The sequence below is a fragment of the Roseateles sp. genome, assembly GCF_039595595.1.
Classification (GTDB): domain Bacteria; phylum Pseudomonadota; class Gammaproteobacteria; order Burkholderiales; family Burkholderiaceae_C; genus Roseateles.
Genome location: NZ_JBCNLG010000006.1, coordinates 82,208 through 107,904, shown reverse-complemented (window position 1 = coordinate 107,904; position 25,697 = coordinate 82,208). Strand labels below are relative to the sequence as shown.

21 protein-coding genes are annotated in these 25,697 nt (G+C 70.5%); 3 read left to right on the top strand and 18 right to left on the bottom strand.

Annotation, left to right across the window (positions count from 1 at the left end; genetic code table 11):
* Nucleotides 1-96: 96 nt before the first annotated feature.
* The 4 genes from ABDW61_RS09990 to ABDW61_RS09975 form a co-directional block, all read right to left on the bottom strand.
* A complete protein-coding gene (locus ABDW61_RS09990; RefSeq protein ID WP_343638312.1) occupies nt 97-684 on the bottom strand; it encodes a histidine phosphatase family protein in 588 nt (195 codons plus the stop codon).
* A gap of 4 nt (nt 685-688) precedes the next feature.
* Nucleotides 689-1,483: an adenosylcobinamide-GDP ribazoletransferase gene (locus tag ABDW61_RS09985; RefSeq protein ID WP_343638310.1), complete on the bottom strand. Its 795-nt coding sequence runs from the start codon at nt 1,481-1,483 to the stop codon at nt 689-691.
* 42 nt (nt 1,484-1,525) lie between these two features.
* Complete coding sequence (locus ABDW61_RS09980; protein ID WP_343638308.1) at nt 1,526-2,476, bottom strand: DUF3369 domain-containing protein; 951 nt, start codon at nt 2,474-2,476, stop codon at nt 1,526-1,528.
* 174 nt (nt 2,477-2,650) lie between these two features.
* Nucleotides 2,651-3,673, bottom strand: a complete 1,023-nt coding sequence (locus ABDW61_RS09975; protein WP_343638306.1) for a sensor domain-containing diguanylate cyclase — start codon at nt 3,671-3,673, stop codon at nt 2,651-2,653.
* A gap of 243 nt (nt 3,674-3,916) precedes the next feature.
* On the opposite strand from ABDW61_RS09975, the gene ABDW61_RS09970 reads away from it, so the two are divergent.
* A complete protein-coding gene (locus ABDW61_RS09970) occupies nt 3,917-5,239 on the top strand; it encodes an MFS transporter (protein WP_343638304.1) in 1,323 nt (440 codons plus the stop codon).
* Here ABDW61_RS09970 and ABDW61_RS09965 read toward each other — a convergent pair.
* Nucleotides 5,208-7,070, bottom strand: a complete 1,863-nt coding sequence (locus tag ABDW61_RS09965; protein ID WP_343638302.1) for a potassium transporter Kup — start codon at nt 7,068-7,070, stop codon at nt 5,208-5,210. The genes ABDW61_RS09970 and ABDW61_RS09965 overlap by 32 nt on opposite strands.
* 225 nt (nt 7,071-7,295) lie before the next feature.
* On the opposite strand from ABDW61_RS09965, the gene ABDW61_RS09960 reads away from it, so the two are divergent.
* On the top strand, nt 7,296-8,225 hold the full coding sequence (locus ABDW61_RS09960; protein ID WP_343638301.1) for an amino acid ABC transporter substrate-binding protein: 930 nt from the start codon (nt 7,296-7,298) through the stop codon (nt 8,223-8,225).
* A 100-nt stretch (nt 8,226-8,325) separates the two neighbouring features.
* Here ABDW61_RS09960 and ABDW61_RS09955 read toward each other — a convergent pair whose 3' ends face one another.
* The 3 genes from ABDW61_RS09955 to ABDW61_RS09945 all read right to left on the bottom strand — a co-directional run bounded on the left by ABDW61_RS09955 (nt 8,326) and on the right by ABDW61_RS09945 (nt 9,539).
* Nucleotides 8,326-8,715, bottom strand: a complete 390-nt coding sequence (locus tag ABDW61_RS09955) for a T6SS amidase immunity protein Tai4 family protein (protein WP_343638300.1) — start codon at nt 8,713-8,715, stop codon at nt 8,326-8,328.
* Nucleotides 8,712-9,203 (bottom strand): type VI secretion system amidase effector protein Tae4, encoded by a 492-nt coding sequence (locus ABDW61_RS09950; protein WP_343638299.1) that lies wholly within the window; start codon nt 9,201-9,203, stop codon nt 8,712-8,714. The genes ABDW61_RS09955 and ABDW61_RS09950 overlap by 4 nt, the downstream gene beginning before the upstream one ends.
* Before the next feature lie 105 nt (nt 9,204-9,308).
* The gene (locus ABDW61_RS09945; RefSeq protein WP_343638298.1) at nt 9,309-9,539 is read right to left on the bottom strand and encodes a hypothetical protein; all 231 of its coding nucleotides are present in this window, start codon (nt 9,537-9,539) and stop codon (nt 9,309-9,311) included.
* A gap of 269 nt (nt 9,540-9,808) precedes the next feature.
* On the opposite strand from ABDW61_RS09945, the gene xopX reads away from it, so the two are divergent.
* Entirely contained in the window at nt 9,809-11,881 is a 2,073-nt protein-coding gene (gene xopX, locus ABDW61_RS09940) for a XopX family type III secretion system effector (RefSeq protein ID WP_343638297.1), read from the top strand.
* Nucleotides 11,882-11,893: 12 nt separating this feature from the next.
* Here xopX and cobT read toward each other — a convergent pair whose 3' ends face one another.
* The 10 genes from cobT to ABDW61_RS09890 all read right to left on the bottom strand — a co-directional run bounded on the left by cobT (nt 11,894) and on the right by ABDW61_RS09890 (nt 25,697).
* Nucleotides 11,894-12,937, bottom strand: coding sequence for a nicotinate-nucleotide--dimethylbenzimidazole phosphoribosyltransferase (gene cobT / locus ABDW61_RS09935; RefSeq protein ID WP_343638296.1), 1,044 nt, complete (start codon nt 12,935-12,937; stop codon nt 11,894-11,896).
* Nucleotides 12,938-12,954: 17 nt separating this feature from the next.
* The gene (locus ABDW61_RS09930) at nt 12,955-14,490 is read right to left on the bottom strand and encodes a cobyric acid synthase (protein WP_343638295.1); all 1,536 of its coding nucleotides are present in this window, start codon (nt 14,488-14,490) and stop codon (nt 12,955-12,957) included.
* Nucleotides 14,487-15,611 (bottom strand): aminotransferase class I/II-fold pyridoxal phosphate-dependent enzyme, encoded by a 1,125-nt coding sequence (locus ABDW61_RS09925; RefSeq protein ID WP_343638294.1) that lies wholly within the window; start codon nt 15,609-15,611, stop codon nt 14,487-14,489. Before ABDW61_RS09925 ends, ABDW61_RS09930 begins: the two co-directional genes overlap by 4 nt.
* Complete coding sequence (gene cbiB, locus ABDW61_RS09920; protein ID WP_343638545.1) at nt 15,608-16,585, bottom strand: adenosylcobinamide-phosphate synthase CbiB; 978 nt, start codon at nt 16,583-16,585, stop codon at nt 15,608-15,610. Before cbiB ends, ABDW61_RS09925 begins: the two co-directional genes overlap by 4 nt.
* Nucleotides 16,586-16,676: 91 nt before the next feature.
* Nucleotides 16,677-17,246, bottom strand: coding sequence for a cob(I)yrinic acid a,c-diamide adenosyltransferase (cobO, locus tag ABDW61_RS09915; RefSeq protein ID WP_343638293.1), 570 nt, complete (start codon nt 17,244-17,246; stop codon nt 16,677-16,679).
* Nucleotides 17,247-17,306: 60 nt separating this feature from the next.
* Complete coding sequence (locus ABDW61_RS09910; protein ID WP_343638292.1) at nt 17,307-19,415, bottom strand: TonB-dependent receptor; 2,109 nt, start codon at nt 19,413-19,415, stop codon at nt 17,307-17,309.
* Nucleotides 19,412-23,491 (bottom strand): cobaltochelatase subunit CobN, encoded by a 4,080-nt coding sequence (cobN, locus tag ABDW61_RS09905; protein ID WP_343638291.1) that lies wholly within the window; start codon nt 23,489-23,491, stop codon nt 19,412-19,414. The genes ABDW61_RS09910 and cobN overlap by 4 nt, the downstream gene beginning before the upstream one ends.
* Complete coding sequence (locus ABDW61_RS09900) at nt 23,488-23,838, bottom strand: DUF2149 domain-containing protein (RefSeq protein WP_343638290.1); 351 nt, start codon at nt 23,836-23,838, stop codon at nt 23,488-23,490. Before ABDW61_RS09900 ends, cobN begins: the two co-directional genes overlap by 4 nt.
* Nucleotides 23,835-24,296 carry a hypothetical protein gene (locus ABDW61_RS09895; protein ID WP_343638289.1) on the bottom strand — a complete coding sequence of 154 codons (462 nt, stop codon included), beginning with the start codon at nt 24,294-24,296 and terminating at the stop codon, nt 23,835-23,837. Before ABDW61_RS09895 ends, ABDW61_RS09900 begins: the two co-directional genes overlap by 4 nt.
* A 9-nt stretch (nt 24,297-24,305) precedes the next feature.
* Entirely contained in the window at nt 24,306-25,697 is a 1,392-nt protein-coding gene (locus ABDW61_RS09890; RefSeq protein ID WP_343638288.1) for a cobyrinate a,c-diamide synthase, read from the bottom strand.

The window sequence follows — 25,697 nt, the reverse complement described above, 5'->3', positions numbered from 1 at the left end:
GAGCGTCGTGAGGCGCGCCGGGATCGTTTCAGCTATCGAGACATCTTTGCAGCGGGCCTGGTGGCCGTGTTGGAGAGACGTCTCGATCGCTGAGGATCAGAGCCCCCAGCGCTCGCCGTAAGCGGGCGGAGCCGGCCAGCGGTCTGCCTGTGGGACCTCATGCGGATGCATCTGCCGCCAACGCCGCGCCAGCATCCATCCGCCGTGGCTGACCACCAGCGCGCCCTTGGACCAACCCGAAGCGCGCTCCAGCAGTGCCGTCAGCGGCTCGCCTCCCTGCGGCGCGAAGCGGGCGAAGTCGGCGACCCACGCATCGATCTCCGTCTTTGGGATCCCGGCCCACGGCCGACCGTCCCAGGCGCCGAAATCGATCTCCGCGAGCGCCGCGTCAACGCGATGCCGCCAGCCCCAGCGCTTGAGCCAGCGTCCGACCTCGGCACAGCGCCGTAGCGGCGAGGTCCAGACCTCATGCGCCAGCCGGTGCCTCCTCGCATGCGATTGAATGCGCCGGGCGAGCCGCTTCGCACGGCGCCAGTTCACTGGCAGATCGCACCGTCCGCCGACGCACAGACCTGTCGCGCCTTCGGGTCGCGGGTGGCGCCACACGCTGATCGGGATGATGGGCGTGAGCGGCATGACTGGCTCGTTCAGCGTTCTCGGCCCGCTCGTCGCGCGCGCGGACATGGCGTCACTCCGCCGGGAAGAGCGGCGCCAGCGCCAGGAAGGCCAACAGCGCGCCGAGTTCCACGATCTGCTGCGTCGCGCCCAGCGTGTCACCGGTGTAGCCGTGCAGGCGGCGGTCGAGCATCGACTGCATGTAGAAGGTCAGCCCCGCCGACACCACCACCGCGCCCAGCATCAGTGGCGCGTTCTCCGGCATCAGCCACGCGCCCACGAGGCTCGCCACGATGACCAACCCCAGCGCGATGGTCAGGCCCGGGCCGCTGATCTGCGTCGCCAGCGGCTTGGCCTTGGCGTGCTCGGCGTCGCCGGCATAGGGCAGCGCATGCAGCAGCCACACCGGTGCCGCGCGCGACGCCACATGTGCCCACACCACCGCCAGCAGCGCCAGCGTCGGATCGGTTTCCACCAGCCCCAGCAGCACGGTCGCCTTCAGGCCCAGCACCAGGATCAGCCCCAGCGCCCCGTAGCTGCCGATGCGCGAGTCCTTCATGATCGCCAGCGCCTTCTCCCGCGACACCGCGCCGCCCAGCGCGTCGCAGCTGTCGGCCAGGCCGTCCTCGTGGAAGCCGCCGGTGAGCCAGACGCTCGCGGCCATCGCGAGTCCGACCGCCACCGTCGCCGGGAACACCAGCTGCGCCGCCCACAGCACCAGCGCCGAGAACCCGCCCACCACCAGCCCCACCAGCGGGAAGTAGCGCGCGCATTGCTGCAGCCAGGCCGGCTCGAAGCCGACCCAGCGCGGCACCGGCACGCGGGTGAAGAACTGCAGGGCGACGAAGAACAGGCGGAGTTGATGCATGACCGGGACCGACAAAGCGGCCGCGATCATACGGGCCGGGCTTCAGTGGGCGCGCTCGCGCTCCAGCAAGCCTTCGTACGCGATCGCGACGTTGGCGCAGAAGATGTCCAGCAGCTCGCGGCCCTCGTCGTCGAGCGGGTCCGACAGCACCATGTAGAGCAGGCTCTCGTTGCCCGAGTGCGTCCGGTAGTAGCCGATGAAGCGCCCGTCCTCGAAGCTGCTGCGGCGCGTGAGCAGCGCGCGGTCCAGTGCCTCGCGCACATCGCCGGGCAGGTCGGAGACTTGCGCCTCGGCCAGCAGGCCCTGGTATTCCGAGGTGGCCGCCAGCACGCGCAGCCGGCCTTCGGCGTGCGAGGCGGCGTACATGCGGCTCGCGCACAGGCCCTTGGCTTCGTAGCCCAGCATGTGCCCCACCTGCTCCAGCAGCGCCGACGCGAAATGGCGCAGGCTGCTCGAATCGTGCAACTGGGTGATTGCGTCGATCGAACGCCGCAGCGCCGCGCGCGATTGCGACAGGATGACGATGTCCCGGTACGAACGCAGCGCCGAGTAGAAGACGGTGATCAGCTTGCGCTTGGTCAGCTCCGTCTTCTCCTTGTAGTCGTTGATGTCGTAGGTCTTGATGACGTGTTCTTCGGGCGCCTGCCCGGGCTGCCCGGTGCGCAGCACGATGCGCACCTGCGTGTTGCGCAGCTCCTCGCGGATGAAGCGCGCCACGTCCAGTCCGGCGTGTTCCGACTCCATCACCACGTCCAGCAGGATCAGCGCGATGTCATGACGATCGCGCAGCAGGTCGCGGGCCTCGGACCCGTTGTAGGCGCTGAGGAACTGCAACCGGCGGCCCGCGAACTCGAAATCCGCCATCACCAGCTGCGTCACCTGATGCACCGCCGGATCGTCGTCCACGATCATCACCACCCACGGATCGAGCATGCGGGTGCGGGTGTCCTCCCCCGGTTCCGGCAGCTCGTCGGCGAACACCATGTCGGTCATCGGTTTCTCCCTCGCTGGCTCTCGGCCATGCGGACCATTATCAGCAGCGGCCATGGCAAGGGAATCCGGACATGCGCGGCTTGCCGCGCCGGAGAGGCGCCGGATGTGCGCTTCGCACGCGGGAAGGCCGTGCCGTCGCGCGGGCACGCCGCGGCGGCTGGCGGACGCTGTCCGTCAGCAGCTCGGCTCCAGCGGCACCGGGCCCGTCCGGTCGATGCCCTGGCGCGCGCGCTTGGCCTCGTACATGCGCATGTCGGCGCATTCCATCAGCGCCGTGGCGTCGCGCCAGTCCTCGGGGCAGCGGGAGGCGCCCATGCTGGCGCGCAGCTGCAGCACGCGCTCCATGTAGGGGAAGGGCCCTTCGATCGCCGAGTGGATGCGGTCCAGCGTCGATTCCAGCACCGCCGCCGATCCGGCGTGGGTCAGCAGGACGGCGAACTCGTCGCCGCCCAGCCGCGCGACGGTGTCGGACTCGCGCGTCGCGGACGCCAGGCGCCGGCTGAACTCGATCAGCGCGGCATCGCCGGCCGCATGGCCCAGCGTGTCGTTGATGCGCTTGAGGCCGTCCATGTCCAGCAGCACGACGGCGATGGGCGGATCGCCGCGCTCGACTTCGGCGGTGGCGTGGCGAAGACGATCCATGAACAGCGAGCGATTCGCCAGTCCCGTCATGTCGTCATGGGTGGCGCGATGGAAGAGGTCGTCCCGTCCGTAGCGGGTCGCCCAGTACATCGCGGCGCCCAGCACCTTGGACATCAGCGACAGCACGTCGACCTGACTGCTCCCGAAACAGTGCGTGCGCGATGAGAACGCCTTGAGCACGCCGACCGGCGTGCCCTGATGCACCAGCGGCAGCACGATCATCGAGCGCAGCCCGACACGGCGGCAGGCCTCGATGTCGACGCGGCCGTCGGACTCGACGTCCTCGCAGATCAGCGGGATGCCCTGGCGCAGGCAGGTGCCCGAGAGGCTGCCATCGCGCCGCACGCGCACGCCGAGCTGATGGGAGGCGGCGCCCGCGACGGCGCGATAGACCAGGTCCTCGCCCTCGGCGAGTTCGATGGCGGCGCCGTCCGCCTCGACCAGGTCCAGCGTGCCGTGGACCGACAGCGACATCACGCCCGCCAGGTCCAGCCCGAGCTGGGCGACCTGACTATGGATCTCGATGATCCGGAGTAGCGCTTCACGGCTTGGCATCGACTGCCCCGACCGGCCAGATCCACTCCCTGACCTGCGCCGGACTCCATCGCGCGCGCACTTGCGTGCGTCGATGCGCGGGACTGCCTGCCGGCGTGCAGTCAGTCTAGACCTGGCGCCCGCGCGATTCACCCCCTGTTTCCGGTGACGTGGGATTGGCGCCCGGCTCGGAGGCCCAGGGTTTCCCGCGTTGCAGGCATGTCTTTACGCAGTGGAGACCGGGCATGCGCAGAATCGCGCCCCATGTCAGAAAGCAAATCCACTTCGCCCGGACCGGCCACGCCGGCGGTTCCCGCCGGGGCGCAGCCGGGCACGCCCGCCGCGATGCAGGCGTTCACGCCCTATCAGAAGCTCGCCGCCGCGCTGATGGCGCTGCTGCAGTTCTCCGTGGTGCTGGACTTCATGATCATGTCGCCGCTGGGCGTGATGATCATGCCGGCACTGAAGATGAGCTCGAGCGAGTTCGGGACGGCCGTGTCGGCCTACGCGTTCAGCGCCGGCGTCGCGGGACTGCTGACGGCCGGTTTCGCCGACCGCTTCGACCGCAAGCGGCTGCTGCTGTTCTTCTTCGGCGGCTTCCTGCTGGGCACGCTGTGGTGCGGGCTGGCGACGAGCTTCGTCTCGCTGCTGGCGGCGCGCATCGTCACGGGGCTGTTCGGTGGCGTCATCGGCTCGATCATCATGGCGATCACCGCCGACCTGTTTCCGCCCGCGCAGCGCGGCCGGGTCATGGGCCTGTTGCAGGGCGGCTTCGCGGCCAGCCAGGTGCTGGGGCTGCCGTTCTCGATCTATCTGGCGCGCTACGACTGGCACGCGCCTTTCCTGGCGATCGTGCTGTTCGGGTTGATTGCGCTGGGCGTGATCGCGCTCAAGCTGCAGCCGGTGAACGCGCACCTCGGCGCGCCCGGCACCGGCCAGCACAGTGCCTCGCGCCACCTGCTGCAGACGGTGCGCATTCCGCGCCAGCAACTGGCCTTCGCGCTGACCGCGCTGCTGACGACCGGCGGCTTCATGCTGATGCCCTTCGCCAGCGCCTTCGTGGTGCACAACGTGGGCATTCCGCTGGACCAGTTGCCCATCATCTATCTGATCACCGGCATCTGCACGCTGGTGTTCTCGCCGCTGATCGGGCGCCTGGCCGACCGGCTCGGCGCGATGCCGGTGTTCTATGCGGGCTGCGTGATCACGATCGCGATGGTGGCCTTCTACACCCGGCTCGGCGTGTCGCCGCTGTGGGTGCTGATCCTGGTCAACGTAGTGATGTTCGTGGGCATCTTCTCGCGCATGATCCCGGCGCAGGCGACGCTGGCAGGCGTGCCGTCGCCGGAGCAGCGCGGCTCGTTCAATGCGATCAACTCGGCGCTGCAGCAGCTGGCCGGCGGGCTGGCCTCGCTGGTGGCGGGCCACATCGTGTTCATCGGCCCGGACGGCCATGTCAACGACTTCGACCACGTCGGCTACGTCGTGATCGCCTCGACGGCGGTGGCGGCGCTGCTGATGCGCCAACTGGTGCGCGGCGCGCCGGCGGCGGGCGCTACAGCTGCACCCGCGAACCCAGTTCGATGACGACGTTGTCGGGCAGCCGGAAGTAGTCGGCCGCGCTGCCGCCGTTGCGCGCCATGGTGGCGAACAGCTGGCGGCGCCAGCGCGCCATCTGCGAGGCCTGTCCCTTGGCGGCCGGCACCACGACCTCGCGGCTCAGGAAGTACGAGGCCAGGAAGGGATCGAACTGCAGGTCGTGGCGCGCGCAGCGGCCCAGCGCGGCGGGGATGTTGGGCTCGTCCTTGAAGCCGTAGCGGACCTCGACGCGCCAGAAGCCGGCGGGCAGCGGCTCGACGGTGAGCTGCTGGTCCTCGGGGACGTAGGGCACCTCGTCGAAGCGCACGGTCACCAGCACGTTGCGCGCGTGCAGCGTCTGGTAGTGCTTGAGGTTGTGCAGCAGCGCCGGCGGAACGACTTCCGGATCGCCGACCGGATAGACGGCGATGCGCTCGGGCCGGTTGCCGGAGATGTCGTGCTCCAGCGATTGGAGGAAGGGACGCAGGGGCAGGTCGTCGCCGGCGGCCTGGGCGTGCAGCAGCTCGCGGCCGCGGCGCCAGGTGGCCATCACGGCGAAGAGCACCAGCCCCATGGCCAGCGGGAACCAGCCGCCTTGCATCACCTTGAGCGAGCAGGACATCACCAGCACCGCGTCCACGAGCAGGAAGCCGGCGGTGGCGGCCCAGGCCAGCGGCGCGGGATAGCGCCAGGCGTGTCGCACCACGAAGTAGGTCAGCGCGGTGGTGATCAGCATGGTGATCGTGACCGCGATGCCGTAGGCGGAGGCCAGCGCGGAGGAGCTCTCGAAGCCCAGCACCGCGAGCAGCACGGCCACCAGCAGGGTCCAGTTGATGGCGGGCAGGTAGACCTGGCCCATCGCGTGGCTGGAGGTGTAGAGCACGCGCATGCGGGGCAGCAGGCCGAGCTGGATGGCTTCCTTGGTCAGCGAGAACGCGCCGGAGATCACCGCCTGGGACGCGATCACCGAGGCCAGCGTGGCCAGGATCACGACGGGCAACAGGGCCGCGGCGGGGAAGAGGCGGAAGAACGGGTTGTCCAGCGCGGCGGGATCGCGCATGAGCAGCGCGCCCTGGCCGGCATAGTTGAGCGCGAGCGTGGGCAGCACCAGCGCGGTCCAGGCCAGGCGGATCGGCCGCTTGCCGAAGTGGCCCATGTCGGCGTAGAGCGCCTCGGCGCCGGTCAGGGCCAGCACCAGCGCGCCGACGACCAGGAAGAGGGCGGGGCCGCGCTCGCGCAGGAACTCCAGGCCGCGCAGCGGGTTCAGCGCCTGCAGGATTTCCGGCGTCTGGGCGATCTGGTGGACGCCGGCCAGGCCGAGCACCGCGAACCAGACCAGCATCACCGGTCCGAACAGCACGCCCACGGCGGCGGAGCCATGGCGCTGGATCAGGAACAGGGCGGTGAGCACGACCAGCGAGATGGGCAGCACGAAGGGCTTGAAGGACGGCGTGACGATCTCCAGGCCTTCGACGGCGCCCATGACGGAGATGGCAGGGGTGATGACGCTGTCGCCGTAGAACAGGGCGGCGCCGCAGACGCCGACCAGCAGCAGCACGCGGCGGCGCTGGGGTGTCGAGCCGGCGGCGCGCACGGCCAGGGCGGTGAGGGCCATGATGCCGCCCTCGCCGCGGTTGTCGGCGCGCAGGATCAGCACGACGTACTTGAGGGTCACCACCAGCATCAGCGCCCAGAAGATGGCGGAGACGGCGCCGACGATGGTGTCGGGTTGCAGCGTCACCCCGTTGGCGGGGTTGAGCACCTCACGCATGGTGTAGAGGGGGCTGGTGCCGATGTCGCCGAAGACGACGCCGAGGGCGCCCAGCGTGAGGGCGGCCAAGCCTTGGCGCGGGCCGTGATGCGGGGTCTCCCCGGACGGCGGAACGGGGGAGGGCGCGTGCCCGGCGGCGGGGTTCACCATGAAGCGGGCGTCCGGATGGGGGACGCGGAAACGGAGGCGGCGTGACTATCGCACGCTCGGTGCGAGGCTGGAGAGCCTTTCGTTACCAAGTTGGCATGCCTGCCTCCCTAGAATTCAGGGTATCCACTGACGCAAATTCACACCATGCCCACCGAAATCCGGCGCCCGAGCGGCGCCGTTGCGCTGTCCGCCCTTTTGTCCTTCGCGGCGCTCGCGTCGCAACCGGCGCTGGCCGCCGGACCAACCATCGACACGATGGCGCGGATCAAGGACACGCACACGATCACGCTGGGGGTGCGGGAGGCTGCGAGGCCGTTCTCCTTCGTCAACGAGCAGAAGCAGGGGCAGGGTTACTCGGTGGACCTGTGCCTGGCGGCGGTGGACGAGATCAAGCGGGACTTGAAGCTGCCCGACGTCAAGGTGAACTACGTGGTGGTGACGGGCGCGGACCGCATTCCGAAGCTGCAGAAGGGTGAGATCGACCTGGAGTGCGGCTCCACGACCAACACCAAGGCGCGGCAGGAGCAGGTGGACTTCAGCTACACGATCTTCGTGGCGGGCATGCGGGTGTTGATCCCGAACGGCTCGAAGGTGGAGACGGTGAAGGACATGGACGGCATGACGATCGCGCTGAGCAAGGGCACGACGTCGGAGAAGCTGTTCAACCAGCTGAACAACTCGGGCGAAGCCAAGATGAAGCTGGTGCAGTACGCCAACAACAACGAAGCCTTCAAGGCGCTGCGCGAGGGCAAGGCGCGGGCGTTCGCGCAGGACGATGCGCTGCTGCTGGGACTGGCGTCGAAGGAGAAGGCGCTGGACCAACTGGGTCTGGGCCAGCTGGCGTTCTCGGTGGAGCCCTACGGGATCATGATGCGCAAGGGGGATGCGCGGCTGGCGTCGGCGGTGGACCGGGCGCTGAGCCATGTGTACTCGAGCGGCGAGATCGAGCAGCTCTACGCGAAGTGGTTCCAGACGGCGACGCTGGCGATTCCGATGAACCGCCTGACGCGCGACGGCTTCAAGCGTCCGAACAAGGAGCCGGGCGTGGCGATGCTGCTGGGGTACTCGATCTGATCGGATGCCTCGCGGAAATCGCGACGGAAAAGTGAAAGCGGGCCTGCGGGCCCGCTTTGCGTTTGGGGTGCCGCCGCCCGCTCACTGCGCGGTGCGCAGGCTACTTCGCTGATTTCGCCAGACGGGTCGCGAGCGTGTCCAGTTCACTGCTGTGCATCAAGTCGATGCACTTCATCGTGTTGAAGTCGGACTGGATGGATCCGCCATAGGTCCGCTTCGCGAAGCGGTCCGCCAGTTCTCGTAGCGGTTCATAAGCCTCGATCGGCAACTTTCCAAATTCCATGTAGGCGCTTGCGGCTGCATTTGCGTCTTCCTTGGCGTCCTGTGTCTTCGCCACTTTGGCGAGGCAGACGCTCATGGTCCAGTTCTTCAGCAGCGTCTTTTGTGAATAGGTTGCCACTGGGCCTTTCGCCTGGTCCGAATTGGTTCGAGCCTGTTGGGCCATCGCGCCGGAGCCGCAGAGCATGGCGGCAAGCAGAAGAGCTTTCATCGCAGAGTCCAGATTGAGGCCGTCTCCGGGATGAAGGGGCCGTTGTCGGGGTCGTGCATCAGATGGCAGACATCCGAGCATTTGGTGCCGTCCCAAAGGGTAACGTGACCCCGGGCATCAGCCCAACCGCTCCCCTTCACGACGATGATTCCCTTCCGGCCCTTGAAGTCCGATTCCTTTGGGGAACGGACCATCTTGTCAGCGCGCCCGAACGTGCGCTCCATATAGGCCATCATGTCCGCGACTCGATAAAGGTATTGATTCCCGTCGCCCCCGCTCACCATGGCGTACAGGCGGCTCTTTTGAATGGGGAAGCCGGTCTTGTTGAGCACATAACTCATCCGGATGGGGCACGCATTCCGGAAACCACCTTCGGGCAATTCGATGTTCTTCTGAACATTGCCGCCGATCTTCCTGCCCACTTCGAGCACCGGTAGACGAACGGCCATGAAGGCTGCCCAGGCGCTGTTGAACGATGGCCTTGCCATGGAAGTCACTCCTCAGCTGAGCAGCCGCGTAGGCACCTACGCGGCTTTGGTTGATGATTCAATTCCATTCTGCGGATTCCGCGAGCTACCCTTCGCGACCAAAAGTCATGGATTGATCGCGGAATCGGCGGGGTGGCCGTCGATCAGCAGGTGCTGCGCATGGGCGACGCCTCCGGCGAACATCGTGACCTCGGCGGCAGCCATGCCATAGGCGGGAACGAGGATCGTCAGGACAAGGATGCGAAACCAGCGGGTCACGGGACGGGATTCCATCGATCCGCTATAGGCCGATGCTCCAAAGGGCCGCTCACCACAGGCTGAGCGGTAGGTCAGCAATGCCGCCCCGGATCTTCTGGGAGGCGCTGCCCGGCCCGTCCGGCTCATCCGCGCTGTCCCGGATTCGCAAGCCTTCTTCGCCGAGCCTCGCCGCGCTTCGCGCCTCGGCGCGGTGTTCGCCCGGCCGCTCGCCATCATGGCCTCTCGCACGAGTTGGCGCCCATTGCAGTACGGGCAACACAGCGCCACTTCTCCGTTCAACCCAGGACGGCCGGAAGGCGGCGCCGCCACGGCGTGCCGCGCCTTCCGGCTGCATGAGGACACCCCTGATGCCGTCTCCCATCTCTTCCGCCTCCTCCTCGCCCTCGCGCCACGTCGAGCTGCCGGTCCCCGCGCACACCTCGCCCGCCGCGCTGGCGTCCACCTCGGCGCCTTCCGCCGCACAGGAATCGCCGATCTCCAGCCGCCGCTCCGCCGACACCACCGGGACGCCGCCCCGCGACGACACGGTGGCGTTGCCGCCGCGCTCCGCGGCGCCGCAATCGCCCGCGGTCGATGGCCAGGCCTCTGCGCAGGCCGGCGCGCCGGGCTCCCGGCTGACCGGACTCGTGGGCGGTGTGGCCGGCGCCTTGGGCACCGCGGGCACCGCGGCCCTTCAAGGCCTGTCGAGCACCCAGGACGCCGTCGTCTCCGCCGCGAAGGCCCTGTGGTCCCTCAGCGACCTCCGGACCATGCTGCAGCCGCATGCCGACGACCGGTCCTTCCTGGCGGTGCTGCGCAGCGCCGAGCCGGGACCCGACCAGGCCTTCACCTTCGCCCGCTGCCGCGAGCAACTGACCGCCCTGCGCGGCATGGTCCAGGGCGAGCCCGGCATCGAGCCGCGTTTCAAGAAGACCCTGATGAAGGACATCGAGGCCATCGAGCGCGCCATCGATCCGCTGGAGCATGGCACCTCCGCGTCGGGCCGCGCCGCCAAGGCGCTGCTGAACCTGGTCAATCTGTGGCCCGTGATCGTGCCCAGCCCCTTGCTGGCCAATCAGGCCAAGACCTTCGCCTACACCGTGGCCGCCGCGGCCAAGGCGGTCGTCGGCGTGGCGGGCACCACGCTGCGTCCCACCGCCGACGGACTGCCGTTCCCGCTGGGGGGCGGCGAACTCGGCCGCCAGTCCGACGAGGTCCACTTCTATCCGGCCCTGCTCAACGCGATCTTCCTGTCCGTCGAGATGTCCAAGCGCTACGGCTCCGAGTCGGTCCGTCACCACGCCGAGGCGGTCGACCACAGCAAGGTGGCGCACGCCGGCTTCGCCGCCGCCGCCGGCACCATCCTGATCGCCCCCTTCGTCTGGGGCAGCATCAGGAATGGCGCGGCCAAGGCCGTCGCGCTCGGCGCGAACGCGGTGGCGGCCGGCATGGACAAGGCGGGCTTCTCCGGCCAGGCCGGCTCGCTGCGCCGCCAGTTCACGCCCGGTCAGGTCGGCGAGGCCGTCCACGCCGAGCTGTCCCAGCTCTGGCAAGGGCTGGAGGACGGACGCAAGGCGCTGCAGCAGGCGCGCCGCGATTTCACCGATCCGGAGTCCGGCCACGAGCTGACGCGCACGCTCAACTCGCAGTGCACGCATCTGCTGGCCTCGATCGCGCAATGCACGAAGCGCCTGGACCAGGCCTTCCATCTCGGCGCGGCGCAGGAGCCCACCGCGGCCTCGATTCCGCGCGAGCCGCAGGCCCACCCCGACTTCGCGTCCAAGCTCGCGCTCACGCTCTTCGCCGCCGGCGTGACCGGCACCACCGTCTACCTGATCCAGCCCGACCCGATCGGCACGGTGGACCTCGCGGCCGACAGCGTGGTCGTCACCGCGGTCATGGCGCAGAGCGCCTGGAACCGGCAGACCACGCGCCAGGACGCGATGGAGCGCTTCAAGGGCATGGCCGCGACCAGCATGGTGATGGCCATCGCGCTCACCGCCGACAAGCTGTCCAAGCAGTTCACGCCCAAGGGCTTGATCGAGTCCAGCGCCTCAGCGCCCTACTACGCGAGCCTGGTCATGACCGCCATGGCGATGACGATGCCCGGCCCCGTCGCGCGCGGCGCGGAGCTGGCGATGAACTGGGGCGGCGGGCAGATCGCCTCTCTCGGCAGCCAGGTGGCCAACCTGTTCAAGGGGCCGGATGGGCAGACGCTGGCCACGATGACCCCTCGCACGCCCGAGGAGCTGCAGGCGCAGGTGGCCCGGATCGGCGCCTATGTGGGTGGCCTGAGCGAAGAGCACCAGGCGGCGTACGAGCAGCTCGCCGGCGCCCATCTCCATCAGGTCATCGAGCAGGCCGCCGCTCAGGCGGCAGGCGCGCCGCAGGCACGTGCCTCGGGCGTCTCGATCGAGGAGATCGTCCCGCAGCCTGCGTGACGGCCCGCCCGATCAAGCCCTGTCGCTGACCCCTGCCGCATCGAAGCTCGCCATCTCGCCGAGCACGCGGCAGGCCGATTCCAGCAGCGGCCAGGCCAGCGCCGCGCCCGAGCCCTCGCCCAGCCGCAGCCCCAGGTCCAGCAGCGGCTCGGCGTGCAGCCTGTCCAGCATCAGCCGGTGGCCCTGCTCGTTGGAGCGGTGCGCGAAGACGCAGCGTTCCAGCACCGCCGGCTGAAGCCGCGACGCCACCAGCACCGCCGCGCCCGTGATGAACCCGTCCACCACGATCACCCGGCGCTCGAGCGCCGCCTGCAGCACCGCGCCCACCATCATCGCGATCTCCAGCCCGCCCAGCGCGGCCAGCGCCGTCAGCGGATCGGTCGCGCGCGGATGCCGCTCCAGCGCGCGCGTCAGCACCTCCAGCTTGTGCCGCAGCTGCGCGTCGTCCAGCCCGGTGCCGCGCCCCACGCAGTCCTTCAGCGCAAGGCCGCCCAGCCGCGCCAGCAGCAGCGCCGCCGACGAGGTGTTGCCGATGCCCATCTCGCCCAGCAGCAGCGCATTGCCCGGCCGCTTCTGCAGCAGCGTCTTGCCCGCCGCCACCGCCGTCGCGCATTCGTCCATCGTCATCGCCGGGCCCTCCAGCATGTCGCGGCTGCCCATCGCGATCTTGGCGATCAGCAGCCCCGGCCGTGGCTCGAAGACGTGCCGCACACCCGCGTCCACGACGCTCAGCGTCAGGCCGTGCTGGCGCGCCAGCACCGACACCGCCGCGCCGCCAGCCAGGAAGTTCTCGACCATCTGCCAGGTCACGTCCGGCGGATACGCCGACACGCCGTGCGCGGCCAGTCCGTGATCGGCCGCGAACACCATCATCTGCGGCTCGGTGAGCCGCGGCTGCTCCGTGCCCAGGATCATCCCCAGGCGCAGCATCAGGCCCTCGAGCCGGCCCAGCGCGCCCAGCGGCTTGGTCTTGCGATCGATGCGATGCCGCAGCGCCGCCGCGAGCGCGTCGTCGTGCAGCGAGGGGATCTCGGGGATCAGGTCTTGGGTGGTCATGGTGGACGTCGTGGACTTCAGGAGGAGGGAGTCTGGGCAGCCGCGACTGGCGACAGCAGCCCCATCAGCGCGCCAGGCGCGAAATGGCGATCGATGTAGTCGGCCAGCTCATCGAAGACCTGGTCGAGCGGGCGCACCGGGCGCGCGAACAGCGCGGACAGCACCCGCTCGTCCTCGAACAGCCCGTGCAGGTAGTGGCCGAGCACCGGTCCGTGCTGCCAACCCAGCGGCTCGCCCAGGCCATCGAACAGCACCGGCCGCGCGGCAGGCAGTCCGGGATGCTGCGCCGTGCGGCCATGGTGGATCTCGTAGCCGCGCGCCGGCAGGCCGTTCAGCGCCGTCCACGGCGCGTCGAGCGCGGGCGCGAAGCGGCCTTCGGTCTCGCGCAGCAGCTTCTCGCGCTCGAACAGCGTGACCAGCGGCAGCAGCCCCAGGCCCGGCGCATTGCCGTCCAGGCCATGCGGATCGACCAGCGCCTCGCCCAGCATCTGCAGCCCGCCGCAGATGCCCAGCACCGGCCGGCCGGCGGCCGCATGCGCCGCGATCACCGTGTCCAGCCGCTGCGCGCGCAGCCAGGCCAGATCGGCGGCCACCGCCTTGGAGCCGGGCAGCACGATCCAGTCGGCGCCGTCGAGCTCGGCCGGCTCGCGCGCCCAGCTCAGCCGCACGCCGGGCAGATTGCGCAGCGGCTGGAATTCATCGAGGTTGGACAGCCTCGGATAGGCCACCACGGCCACGCGCACGATGCCGCCCGCACCCGCACCCGCACCCGGACCGATGCCGCCGAGGCCGCCGGTCGCGCGATCGTCGAAGACGCCGTCCTCCTCGGGCAGTCCATGGCCGCGCCACATCGGCAGCGTCGCGATCGTCGGCACGCCGGTCATCTGCGCCAGCATCTCCGGCCCGGGCGACAGCAGCGCCGCATCGCCGCGGAAGCGGTTCAGCACGAAGCCGCGGATCAGCGCGCGCTCGTCCGCCGGCAGCAGCTGGTGCGTGCCGAACAGATGCGCGAAGGCGCCGCCGCGATCGATGTCGGTGACCAGCAGGCAGGCGGCGCCCGCTTCGCGGGCGGTGCGCATGTTCACGTAGTCGCTGCTGTGCAGGTTGATCTCGGCCGGCGAGCCCGCGCCCTCGATGACCACGACATCGTTCTCGGACAAGAGCTCATGCAGCGCGCCGCGCGCCCGGCCCCAGAGCGCCTCGCTGCGCGCGCGCCAGGGCGCGCGGCTCAGCGCCTCGTCGACCTCGCCCAGCACCACCACCTGCGAGGCGGTGTCCTTCTCCGGCTTGAGCAGCACCGGATTCATGCGCACCTCCGGCCGTGCGCGAGCCGCCAAGGCCTGGAAGTACTGCGCCGAGCCGATCTCGCCCTGGCGGCCGCCCAGGCCCGGCACGACGCGCGCGTTGTTGCTCATGTTCTGCGCCTTGAACGGCGCGACGCGCAGCCCCTGGCGCGCATACCAGCGGCACAGCGCCGTCGTCAGGAAGCTCTTGCCGGCGCCGCTGGTCGTGCCCAGCACCATCACGGCCCGGCCGCGGGGGGCGCTGCTCATCGGGTGTCTCCTTGAGGATGCGTGGTGTCGAACGCACCATGCCGCGACGGCGCTGGCGGCACCAGCGGCATCGGCGTCCGGCCGCTGAAGCTGCGCATCGCCGCTTCCAGCGCGTCGACCGCCTCCGGCGCCTGCACCGACACGCGCACCAGGCCCGGAAGGCCGAAGGACGCGGCGTCGCGCAGCTTGATGCCGAGCGCGCGCAACCCGCGCAGCAGCGCATCGGGCTCCGCCTCCCACGGCGCGGGCAGCGCGGCGAGCCAGAAGTTGGCCGCGCCGCCGTCGATCTGGTCGAAGCCCATCGCCGCCATCCGCGCCCATTGCGCGGCGCGCCAGTCGCGCAGCAGCGGCAACGACGCCTCGAGTTCATCGCGCACCGACCGCGTGGTCCAGGCCTCGAGCAAGGCCTGGCCCTCGGCCGACAGCACCCAGCTCGGGGCGAGCTCCGCGACGCGATCGATCCAGAGCCCGTCGCGCGGTCCGATCAGGTAGGCGCCGCGCACGCCGGTCAGCCCGAGCGCCTTGTTGGGGCAGACCAGGCGCCAGGCGCCATCGGCGATGGCCTGCGGCAGCGCGCAGCCGCCGCCCAGGCGCAGCGCGCCATAGGCCTGGTCGACGGCCAGTTGCGAGCCGCTCTGCCCGAGCGCCACCGCCACCGCCGTCCACTCGGCGGCGCCGAAGCTCTCGCCGGTCGGGTTGTTGGGATCGCAGACCCAGACCAGCGACGGCAGCGTCAGCGCGTCGGCGAGCTGGAACGCGTCCTCGTAGCCCGACACCTGCAGCCCGAGCGCGTGCGCCGCCGCGGCGTAGTCGCCGAAGCCGGGCCGCGGCACGCACACGCGCGTCACGCCGGAGAGCATGGCGGCCAGGGTGAGCCGGCGGATCGCCTCCGAGCCGCCGGACGCCGGCAGCACGCGGTCGTGCTCGACGCCATGCCAGGCGCCCAGGCGCGCGCGCAGCGCCGCGTAGGCCGGGTCGGGATAGCGCAGCCGGTCGGCGCGCAGCACCGCGTCGAGCGCGGCGGGCGGCGGGCCGAGGGGATGGGCGTTGGTCGAGAAATCGTGGCGCACCGGCGGGCCCGCGTCGGTGCCGCCGTGCGTGAGGTGCATGAAGCGGCTCATCGCGCGCCTCCGAAGCTCAAGCCGCCCGCCAGCGCCGAGGCGAAGCCGCCGCGCAATGCCGCCGTGCCGAGCACCATCAGCAGCGCCAGCGTGCGCATCGCCGAGCTCGCGAGTCGCTGGGCGCGGTGGAGGTCGTCTCTGACGACCTCGCTGCCGGAGGGATTCAGGCGATACACGCCGGGTTTGCTGAGCGAGCGTCCGAGCCGCAACGCCATCGCGCCCATCGGCCAGCCGCCGTTGGGCGACGGCGTTCGCGCCGCTTCGCGCTGCAGCGGCGCGATCAGCGCCGGCCGCGCCGCGACCAGCGCCAGGCCCGTCAGCCGCGCGGGAATCCAGGAGAGCACGTCGTCCGCGCGCGCCGCCCATTTGCCGGCCCACTCCCAGCGGCCGCGATAGCCCCACATCGCGTCGGCGGTGTTGGCGAAGCGGTAGACCGCCGCGCCGGGCAGCCCGGCCACCATGAACCAGAACAGCGGCGCGATGACCGAATCGTTGAGGTTCTCGGCGAGCGTCTCGATGGCGGTCTCGCGGACCTGGGCCGGCGAGAGCGGCCGCGTGTCGCGGCTGACCAGGCGCGACAGCTGCGCGCGCCCCTCGTCGAGCGAGCGCGCGAGCGCGGTCTCCACCGCGCCGACCTCATCGCGCAGCATGCGCCACGCCAGCATCGGCTTGAGCGCCAGCCCGAGCAGCAAGGCCGCCGCCGCCAGCGGCCACGCGCCGAGCCAGGGCTCGACGCCGCGGATCACGGCGGACTCGACCGCCCAGGCGATCACGGCGGCGATCGCCGCGCCCAGCGTCCACGCGATCGCGCCGCCCAGCAGGGCGGCCCGCGCTGACAGCGCGCATAGCCGCTCGCCGAAGAGCGCCAGGAAGCGCCCCATCCACACGACCGGATGCACGCGCGCGGGCGGCTCGCCAAAGCATCGGTCGAGCAGCAGCGCCACCGGGATGGCGAGGGCGAACAGCCAGGGCATCGAAGTCATGAGGGCGTCGGGCGGTGGGGCAGGCGGAGAGGCAGGCGGCGCGGACAGCGGCGCGGCCGGAATCAGGCGCGCAGCTTAGCGGTCAATCCTCGATGCCGCGCTGCGCGGGCACGCCGGCCTTGAAGTGATGCTTGACCATGGTCATCTCGGTGACGGTGTCCGCCAGGTCGATCAGCTCCTGCGGCGCGCCGCGGCCGGTGAGGCACACGTGCACGTGGGATGGCCGCGTGCGCAGCGTTTCCAGCACCGGATCCAGCGGCAGCCAGCCGTAGCGCAGCGGATACATGATCTCGTCGAGCACGACGAGGAAGTGCTCGCCGCCCAGGATGGTCGCCCTCGCGCGCTCCCAGCCATCGCGCGCGAGCTGCGCCGAATGGTCCAGGTCCTTGCTCTTCCACGAGAAGCCGTCGCCCAGGCCCTCGATGGGCAGGCCGATCTGCTCGAACAGCCGATGCTCGCCGAAGCGCGCGCTGGGGACTTTCATGAACTGGTAGATGTGGACCTTCTTGCCGCGGCCATGCGCCCGCAGCGCCAGACCGAAGGCGGCGGTGCTCTTGCCCTTGCCGTTGCCGGTGTGCACGAGGACGAGCCCGCGGCGCTCGCCGCTGGGGATGACGCGCTCGCGGTCAACGGGCGGTTGTTCGATTTCCATATCGGTGTTCCGTAAGTAGAGACCTGTCGAAGGGTGACTTGGTGGTGGACTCGAGCGGGATCAGATCCGAGCGCGCAGACTGAGCCGGAAGGTGCGCGGCTCCATCGGATGGACCAGCCGCCCCTCGATGCCCGCGCCGCCATTGCATCCGGCGCCTTCGGCCCGCGTGCAGGCGGCGCCCCAATACTCGATGTCATTGGCCTTGGTGTCGAAGACGTTCAGCACATCCAGCCCCACCTGCCAGCGATCGCTGACCTGATACCCCAGTCGCCAGTTGGCGGTGAACACGGCGCGCGACTTCTGCGTCCCGGTCTCCTCCAGCGCATAGGCGCCCAGATAGCGCAGCTTGACGCCGCTGGTCCAGCGCCCGGCCGGCGCCCAGTTGGCCGACAACGACGCCGACAGCGGCACTGCGTTGGGCACGCTGCGGCCGCTGCCGAACGCGTTCTCCGTCGCCTCGGTGAATCGCGCGCGCGACCACGCGACGTCCGCGTCGATGAGCCAGTCCCTGCCCGCCTGCACGTCGTTGGACCACTCCAGCCCGACGCGCCGCGACGCCCCGCGCGCCTCGGTCACGCCTTCATCGCCGACGAACACCAGCTCCGACGCCAGGTTGGCCTGCCAGAGCGCCAGGCTGGTCGTCCAGTTCGCCGCCGGCTTGGTGCGCAGCCCCAGCTCCGAGGTCGTGGTGCGCGCCAGCAGCGGCAGCGGATCCGTCGCCGAGCCGTCGGCCGGACTGACCGTGGTCGTCGCGCCGCGCGCGTCGTTGGATCGGAAGGCCCGGGCCCAGTGCAGATAGACCTCGGTATCCGCCGCGACCCGCGCGATCAACCCCAGCTTCGGGCTGAACTGCGACTGGCGTGCCTTGCCGCCGTTGCCCATGTTGAATTCGCCGCCGGTGGGCGTGATCGTCGCGCGCATCGTGTCCCATCGCCCGCCGACGGTGCTGCGCAGCCAGTCGGTCCATCGGCTGCCGAGTTCGACGAAGACGCCCGCGCTGTCCTGGCTGACGCGGTCCTCGCGGACCGTGCGGGTGCGCACGCGGTCCACCGTGTCGTAGAGGCCCAGCGTGCCGATGCGGTCATGGCGCCACTGCAGGCCCCAACTGAGCTGCTGGCCGGCCGGCAGCCACGCTGCAGGCAGTTGATGCTTCAGCGAGCCGCCCCACAGCTTGCGGTGATCCGCCTGTTCATGCTGGTCGCCGTCCGGGCCGTTGATGAAGCCCGACGGCGCCGAGAACAGGTTGAGCCCGTAATCGATCAGCCAGGCATCGGCAGTCCATTGCCCCGTGCCCTGGTTGTAGGCGAAGCCGCCGCTCAGGCTATGGCGATGCGTTCGCCCGCCATCGTTGGGCGACAGCGTGCCATAGCGGCCGATCTCGCCGCTGTCGATGGCGCGCTGCGGCACATGCTCGCTGGCGCGCCAGCCGGCGCTGTAGCTCAGCAGGTCGACGTGCGCGCCGTTGCGCTCGTCGCCGCGCGTCAGCCGCAGCACCGCGTTGCGGCGATGCAGGTCCTCGGGCTGGTCCCAGGGGCCGTCGTAGCGGCTGCCTTCCACCGCGCCGAGCAGCGTCCAGCCGCCACCCGCCGCCGCGCTGCCCGCCGCCAGCGCGCGCTGGTAGCCGTAAGGACCGGCGGTCACCTGCGCGAAGGGGCGATCGATCTCGCTCATGTACCCGATGCGCGAGGCGCCCGTGGTCGCGAAGTCGCCGTCCTCGGCCGCGAACGCGCCCTTGCGATAGCGCAGGCTCTCCACCAGCTCCGGGATCAGGAAGTTCAGATCCATGTAGCCCTGGCCATGCGCGTGGCTGGCCATGTTGACCGGCATGCCCAGCACGAAGGTCGCGAAGTCGCTGCCGTGGTCGAGGTTGTAGCCGCGCAGGAAATACTGGTTGGCCTTGCCGTCGCCGCTGTGCTGCGTGACGGTCATGCCGGGCATCGCTTCGAGCAGTTCGGCCGGGCGCAGCAGTGGCCGCAGCGCGAGGCGCTCGACGCCGACCTCGCCCTCGGAGGCGCTGCCGGCCTCTCCGAGCTGGGCGCGGCTGCTGACGCGGACGGTGTCCAGCGTGCGCGGCTCCGCCGCGTCCTGGGCCTGCGCCGCGCCGGCGAGGCAGGCCATCGCGCCGGCGAGGGCGGTGATCGCGAGGGCGGGGTTGCTGTTCGAGTTCATGCGAGGCCCTGAGCGAGGCGCAGGTCGTTGTTGTCGTTGTGAATGCCGTGGCCGCCGCCCCCGTTCCGGGTGCCCGGCGCACGCCGCGATTGCCACATCGCGCCGCCGCACATCAGCAGCGCCATCGCGACCCACGCGAGCGCCTGTTCGAGCGAGCGCTGCGTGTTCATGCGCGGCGACGGCTTGGGCGCATCGGGCACGCGCTGCAGCGCCAGGCCGCGCACGGCCGGCACCGGCGGCGCGGCGGGCGTGGCGCGCGCGGGGGCCTTCGCCGCAGGACGCGCGGCCGCCGCCGGCGCGGCCGGCCGCACCGCGGGCACGAGCTGCGGCAGCTGATCCGCCGTCCAGCGCCGCACCGCGGCCAGTTCATTGCTGAGCGGCGCGGCCTGCGTCAGATCGCGGTACAGCGACGCGAGTTCCTGCCGCGTCTGCGCGTCCGGCTTCCAATAGCCCATGCGATCGGCCTGCACCAGCCGTTCCAGCGCCTGCGCATAGGCCTGCGGGTTCTGCTTGAGCCACTCGGGTACGCCCAGCCGGTGCCTGTCCTTGACCAGCACGTCGAAGAAGCTCTGCCAGTGGTCCGCGCGAACCGTGCCCGGCGCGATGTGCTGCCAGCCGAAGCTGTACTGCACCGCCTTGAGCACCTGCAGCGCGCCGGCCCATCCTTCGGCCTTCTGCGCCTGCAGCCAGCCGGGATGCAGGTAGCGGCTCTGCATCTCGAGGGCGATCGCCTGCGCGGCGGTCTCGGTGTGCTGCTCCGCGGCATCTTGCAGCTGGCTCACGTGCAGCGCGACGCCGCTGGTGTTGCCCGCCACCTTCGCCGCTGCCGCCAGCCCGCCGAGGTACTGGAACGGATCGTCGCTGCTGACCATCGCGTAGAGATGGCTGCTGCGCGACATCAGCGCCGCGTCGGTGTGGCGCAGGTGCGCGCCGAGCGCCTCGCGCGCCTGCGCCGGCGGCACGCTCAGCGGCTCGCCATCGACGTAGGGCTGGCTCATCGTCGACAGGAACAGCTGGCCGAGCCGCGGATCGGTCTGCCCGTCCTGGCTCTTGAGGCCGTTGTCCTGCACCGCGTCGGCGATGCCGGTGCCGTAGTCGCCGGCCGGATTCCCGAACACGCGCGCCTGCGCGAGGGCCTGCGCCTGCGCGGGCTTGAGACCGGCCTTGCGCAGTTCGGCCGCGATCTGTCGGTTGTTGCTGGCGATGGCGTTGTCGGGCTCGGCCTCGCCGGCCGCGGCGACGGCCTGGTCCAGCAGCTTCATCAGCGCGGGGAACTGGTCGCGGTAGGAGCCGGTGATCGAGAGCAGCACGTCCACGCGCGGCCGGCCGAGCTCGGCCGGGCTCAGCAGCTTGATCGACGCGGGGCGGCCGGTCGCGTCCCAGACCGGCACGGCGCCCAGCGCCACCAGCGCCTGGGCCTCCATCACGCCCTGATGCCGCAGCGTCTCGCCGGCCCACAGCGACAGCGCCAGCCGCTTGGGCGCGGTGCCGGCGCGGCGCTGTTCCTCGTACCAGCGCTTGAACAGCGCCTGCGCCGCCTCGAAGGCCTGCTTCGTCGGCAGCCGGTTGGGATCGAGGCCGGTGAGGTTGCGGCCCGTCGGCAGACTGTCCGGATTGCGCAGCAGGTCGCCGCCATAGGCCGCCGGAATGAAGCGCCCGTCGAGCGCGCGCAGCAGGCCGGGCATTTCGCCCTCGGTCGAGAGCCGCGCCGACATCTCCTGCGCTCGCAGCGCGAGCTGGTACAGCGCGGCCTGATCGATCGGCTTGCGCGCCGCGCGATTGGGAACGAAGGCTTCATTGCCGGACGCCGGCGTGGAGGGCCGCAGGTCCAGATGGCTGGCGGCCTCCGGATCCTTCAGCGCGAGGTCGAGCCAACGCGCGGGCCGCGCCTTGGCGACGCCCTCGTGGTCGATGAGGAAGGCCTCGTCGATGTCCTCGCCGAGCGCCTCGATCAAGGGCACGCGCAGCAGCTGCAGGATCGAGCCGCGGCGCTGGGCCTCGTCGGGCACCACGCCGAAGACCGCCAGCCCCTTGGGCTGCGAGCTCTGCGCCAGCCGGTCCAGGTAGGGATGCAGCAGCTCGAGATAGCCGCTGAAGTTGGCGGCGATCTGCTCGGCGGTCCAGCCCAGGTCGCGATGCAGGTTGTGCTCGACGAACTGCTGGATCATCTGCCGCTCCAGCCCCTGCCGCGTGGGACCCGGATCGACGGTCTCCCACTCGTGCATCAACTCATGCATGTGGGCCATCTTCGCGTTGAAGCCGGCCGGCGCGAAGCTGGGCGTGCGGTGGCTCACCATCAGCGCGCGGCCGCGCCGCTTGGCGGTGAGCGCCTCGCCGAGGTTGTCGACGATGTAGGGATAGATCACCGGCACGTCGCCCAGCGGCAGCCAGACCGGATCGAGCACATCGGGGCCGCGGATCTTGCCGGGCGCCCATTCCTGCGTGCCGTGCGTGCCGAAGTGGATCACCGCGTCGGCCTGCCGCGCCCACAGATAGGTCGCCAGGTAGTGATGCGACAGCGGCGTCCTGCTGCGATGCATGAACGGGTCCTGGCCGCTGCGCAGCGTCTCCTCGCGCGGCGGCTGCGGCAGCACCGTCAGCGCGCCGAGCTTCAGGCGCGGGATGACGAAGACCGGCTCGCCATGGAAGCGCACGACGTAGCGGCTGGCCGACGGCGCGCCCCAGCGCGCGGCGATGGGCTCGCGCACCGCCTTGGGCAGCGCGTCGAACCACGCGGTGTAGCGGGCCAGCGGCAGCGCCTCGGCCTGGCCCGCCTCCAGCAGCGCGAGCGGATCGGTGCCCGGGTAGTAGGCCGAGAGCAGCGGCTTCAGGCCGGAGATCCAGTCGGCCTCGGCCTGGGGCGTGACGGCGTAGCCGGCATCCTGCAGGCCGTGACTGACGCGCTCCAGACTACGCGGCACGTTGAGGAAGGACGCGCCGAAGTTGCTGCCGCCAGGCGGATAGTTGTAGACGAAGGCGACCAGGCGTTTGTCCGCGTTCGCCTTGGTCTGCAGCGCGACCCAGCGCGCGGCCTTGCCGGCGACGCTCGCGGCCTGGCGGTCGATGAGCTCGGGCTCGCCCTGCTTCGGATGCGCGACGACGACGACCGGATCGATCAGCCCCGCCGCTTCCGGCTGAGCGAAGTAGAACGGGATGTCGGACTGCGCGAGCCCGGTCTCGCTGGCTTCCCATGCGGCCGCGGCGTCCTGGCGATAGGGCTGCGTCTGCAGCACGGGCACGCCCCAGCGCTCGAAGGTGGGTTGCAGGCTCGCGCCCTGCGGCAGCAGGCTGTGGTTGACGATCACGCGGGCCTGGATCTGGCCGTCGCGCTCGAGCAGCTCGGACAGCGGCTTGTCGCTGAACTGGCCGCTGAAGGCCGCGTAGGCGAGCAGCCCTTGCTGGCGGAACATCGCGAGCCAGCGATCCAGCCACGCGGTGTTGCCCTGCACGAAGTGATAGCGGTGCAGCAGGATCGCGACCGGCTCGCCCTTCAGGCCCTGCGAGGCGGCCCAGGCGCGGAACTCGGCGGCATCGGCGAAGAGGCGCGGCGCGCCGGGGAAGTGGACGCCGCGCTGCGGCACCAGCTGCGGCGGACCGAGGTCCGGAACCGGCTTGCCATCGAGCATCGCGCGCGCCAGCGTGAACGCGGCGCGCGTGTTGGCGGGGCCGCCGGCTTGCAGATAACCGCGCAGGCTGCGCTCGGTCGAGGCGGGCTCGCCGGCCGGAATCCACAGCACGCGCGAAGCGGGCAGGGCGGCGCGCTGCAGCGCGGCATCGGCGATCTGATGCAGGCGCGCCTCCGCCGTCGCATGCGGCGCGTCGATCCAGACGAGGTCCGCGTCCTTCAGCGCACGCTCGAGCGCCGGATCCTTGTCCACGGGCGCGCCGCGCAGCGGGTACTCGATCTGGCGCACGTCGAAGCCGGCGGCACGGCCTTCTCGCTCGACCAGCGCGTGCTTGGCCGCGGGCGTGATGTCGACGCTGAGGAACAGCAGCCGTGACGCGGCGCCGGCGAGCAGCGGCACGCACAGCGCGGCCGCCGCGACGCCGCGCGCGAACAGGATCGCGGGCTTCATCGCTGCGGCGCGTCCTTGGCGTCGGCGGCGGAGCCGCCTTCGGGCACGTAGATGATGGAGCCGTCCTTCATCTTGTAGGCGACGCCGGCGCGCTCGCCCTGGCCCTCGGCGCTGCCGCCATTGCCGCGGTACTTGATCTCCTGGCCGTCCTTGCGCACGACGATCTCCATGCCCGGCTGGCCAGGGTTGCGGATGATGGTCTCGTCAGGCTGCGACTGCTGCTGCAACGCGACCGCGGTGAGCAGCGCCACCACCAGCACCAGGAACACATCCACCAGGTTGACGGCGGACAGCATCGGATCGTCGTCCTCCTCGGCGAGGATGGACAGCCGGCGGCCGGCGCTCATGCCCAGCCCTTCTCGGCCTTGACGGCCAGCAGCTCGGCCAGCAGCCAGCGGCGGCGGATCGAGTACACGACCAGCGCGATGGCCGCGGCCGCCAGTGCGAGCACGACGCCCGAGAACGCGGAGCTGAACACCGCCAGCGCCTGCTGGCCCTGGCCGGCGGCGACGCTCTGCAGCGCCGGCCCCAGCGGGACCATCGTGGCGATCAGACCCAGCAGCGGAGCGACGCGGCCCAGCAGGCGCGGGGCCTCCAGGCGGCGCACGATCTGCAGCTCGAGCGCCTCCAGGTTGCTGTCGTCGCCAACGGTCAGCAGGCGGAAGCCGGGGCGGCGGCGCTGCACGGCCTCCATCAAGGTGGCACCCGCCGTCCACAGCGCGTAGACGAAGCCCAGGGCGACGAGGATCAGCACGGGCCACAGCAGGGCCTGCGCGATATGGGAGAAGCCGGATTCGAGCAGCATGGTCGGGACTCAGTTCCTGGAAAGGGATTCGGAGGAGGACTCGCCGCCGAAGAACGCCGCGACGGCGGCAGGGTTCGACGGAAAGTAGTGATGGACGTAGCTCGCGCGCAGCGGGCCGCGCGCATAGAGCGCCTCGGCGGCGCGGCCGGCATTGGGATTGCGCGCGGTGGCGATCGGCGGGAGCGGCGTGTCCATCGTGGAGTAATGGAAGGTGTGGCCGCGCAGCTCACCCTCGGGCCAGGCGATGGCCTGCAGACCCAGGGCGGCGAGACGCTTCTGCAACGCGGCGCGGCCAGGCATCACGCCAGCCATCGGATGCGCCACGCCCTCGCCATCGCTCAACTCGTCAAGCAGCACCAGCATGCCGCCGCATTCGGCAAGCAAAGGCCTTCGCGCCTCCAGGTGAGCCTTCAGATCCGCGAAGAAACGCGGATGCGCGCGCAGCGCCTCAGCATGCAACTCGGGATAGCCGCCCGGCAGCCACAAGGCATCGCATTCAGGAAGATCCTCGCCAGCGATCGGACTGAACTCGCGCACGTCAGCGCCGAGTGCGCGCAGCAGATCCAGGTTGGCGGGGTAGATGAAGGAGAAGCACGCATCGCTCGCGACTGCGATGCGGCAGCCCTCCAGGCGACGATCGAGCGCGAGGCCGTCAACCGGGCCCCCCTTTTTTCCATCTCCCCCCTTTGCTTGCCTGCCGGCAAGCAAATTCGTTCCTTGAGTTCCAAAAAGGGGGACCCGGTCGCCAGCCTCCGAGACACCCAGCCCCGCGCCGAGATCCCAGGCGTCGGCCCAGGCGTCGAGCTGCGCATCGAGCTCAGGAAGCTCCAGGGCCTGCACCAGACCCAGGTGGCGCTCGGGCAGCGAGAGATCACCGTTGCGCTTGAGCGCGGCGATCAATGGCAGTTCCTTCGGCAGCCCTTCGGCGACCATGCGTGCATGCGCGTCGCTGCCGACACGGTTGGCGATGACACCCGCCACCACGATGTCATCGCGGAATCGGGCCAGCCCCGTCGCCAAGGCCGCAAAGGTCTGCGCCATCGCCGAGGCATCCAGCACCACCAGCACCGGCAGGTCGAAGGCCGCGGCCAGATCCGCACTGCTCGGCTTGCCATCGAAAAGACCCATCACGCCTTCGACCAGGATCAGGTCAGCGTCCCTCGAGGCGTCGTCGAGCAGTTGCCGGCAGTGCGCCTCGCCGCCCATGAACAGATCGAGCTGATAGACGGTGTGGCCGCTCGCGCGCGCCAGGACCATCGGATCGAGATAGTCCGGGCCCGTCTTGAACACGCGCACGCGCAGGCCGCGCCGCCGCGCGGAACGCGCGATCGCCGCGGTGACGCTGGTCTTGCCCTGGCCCGAAGCCGGCGCGCTGATGAGGAAGGCGGGACAACCCGTCAT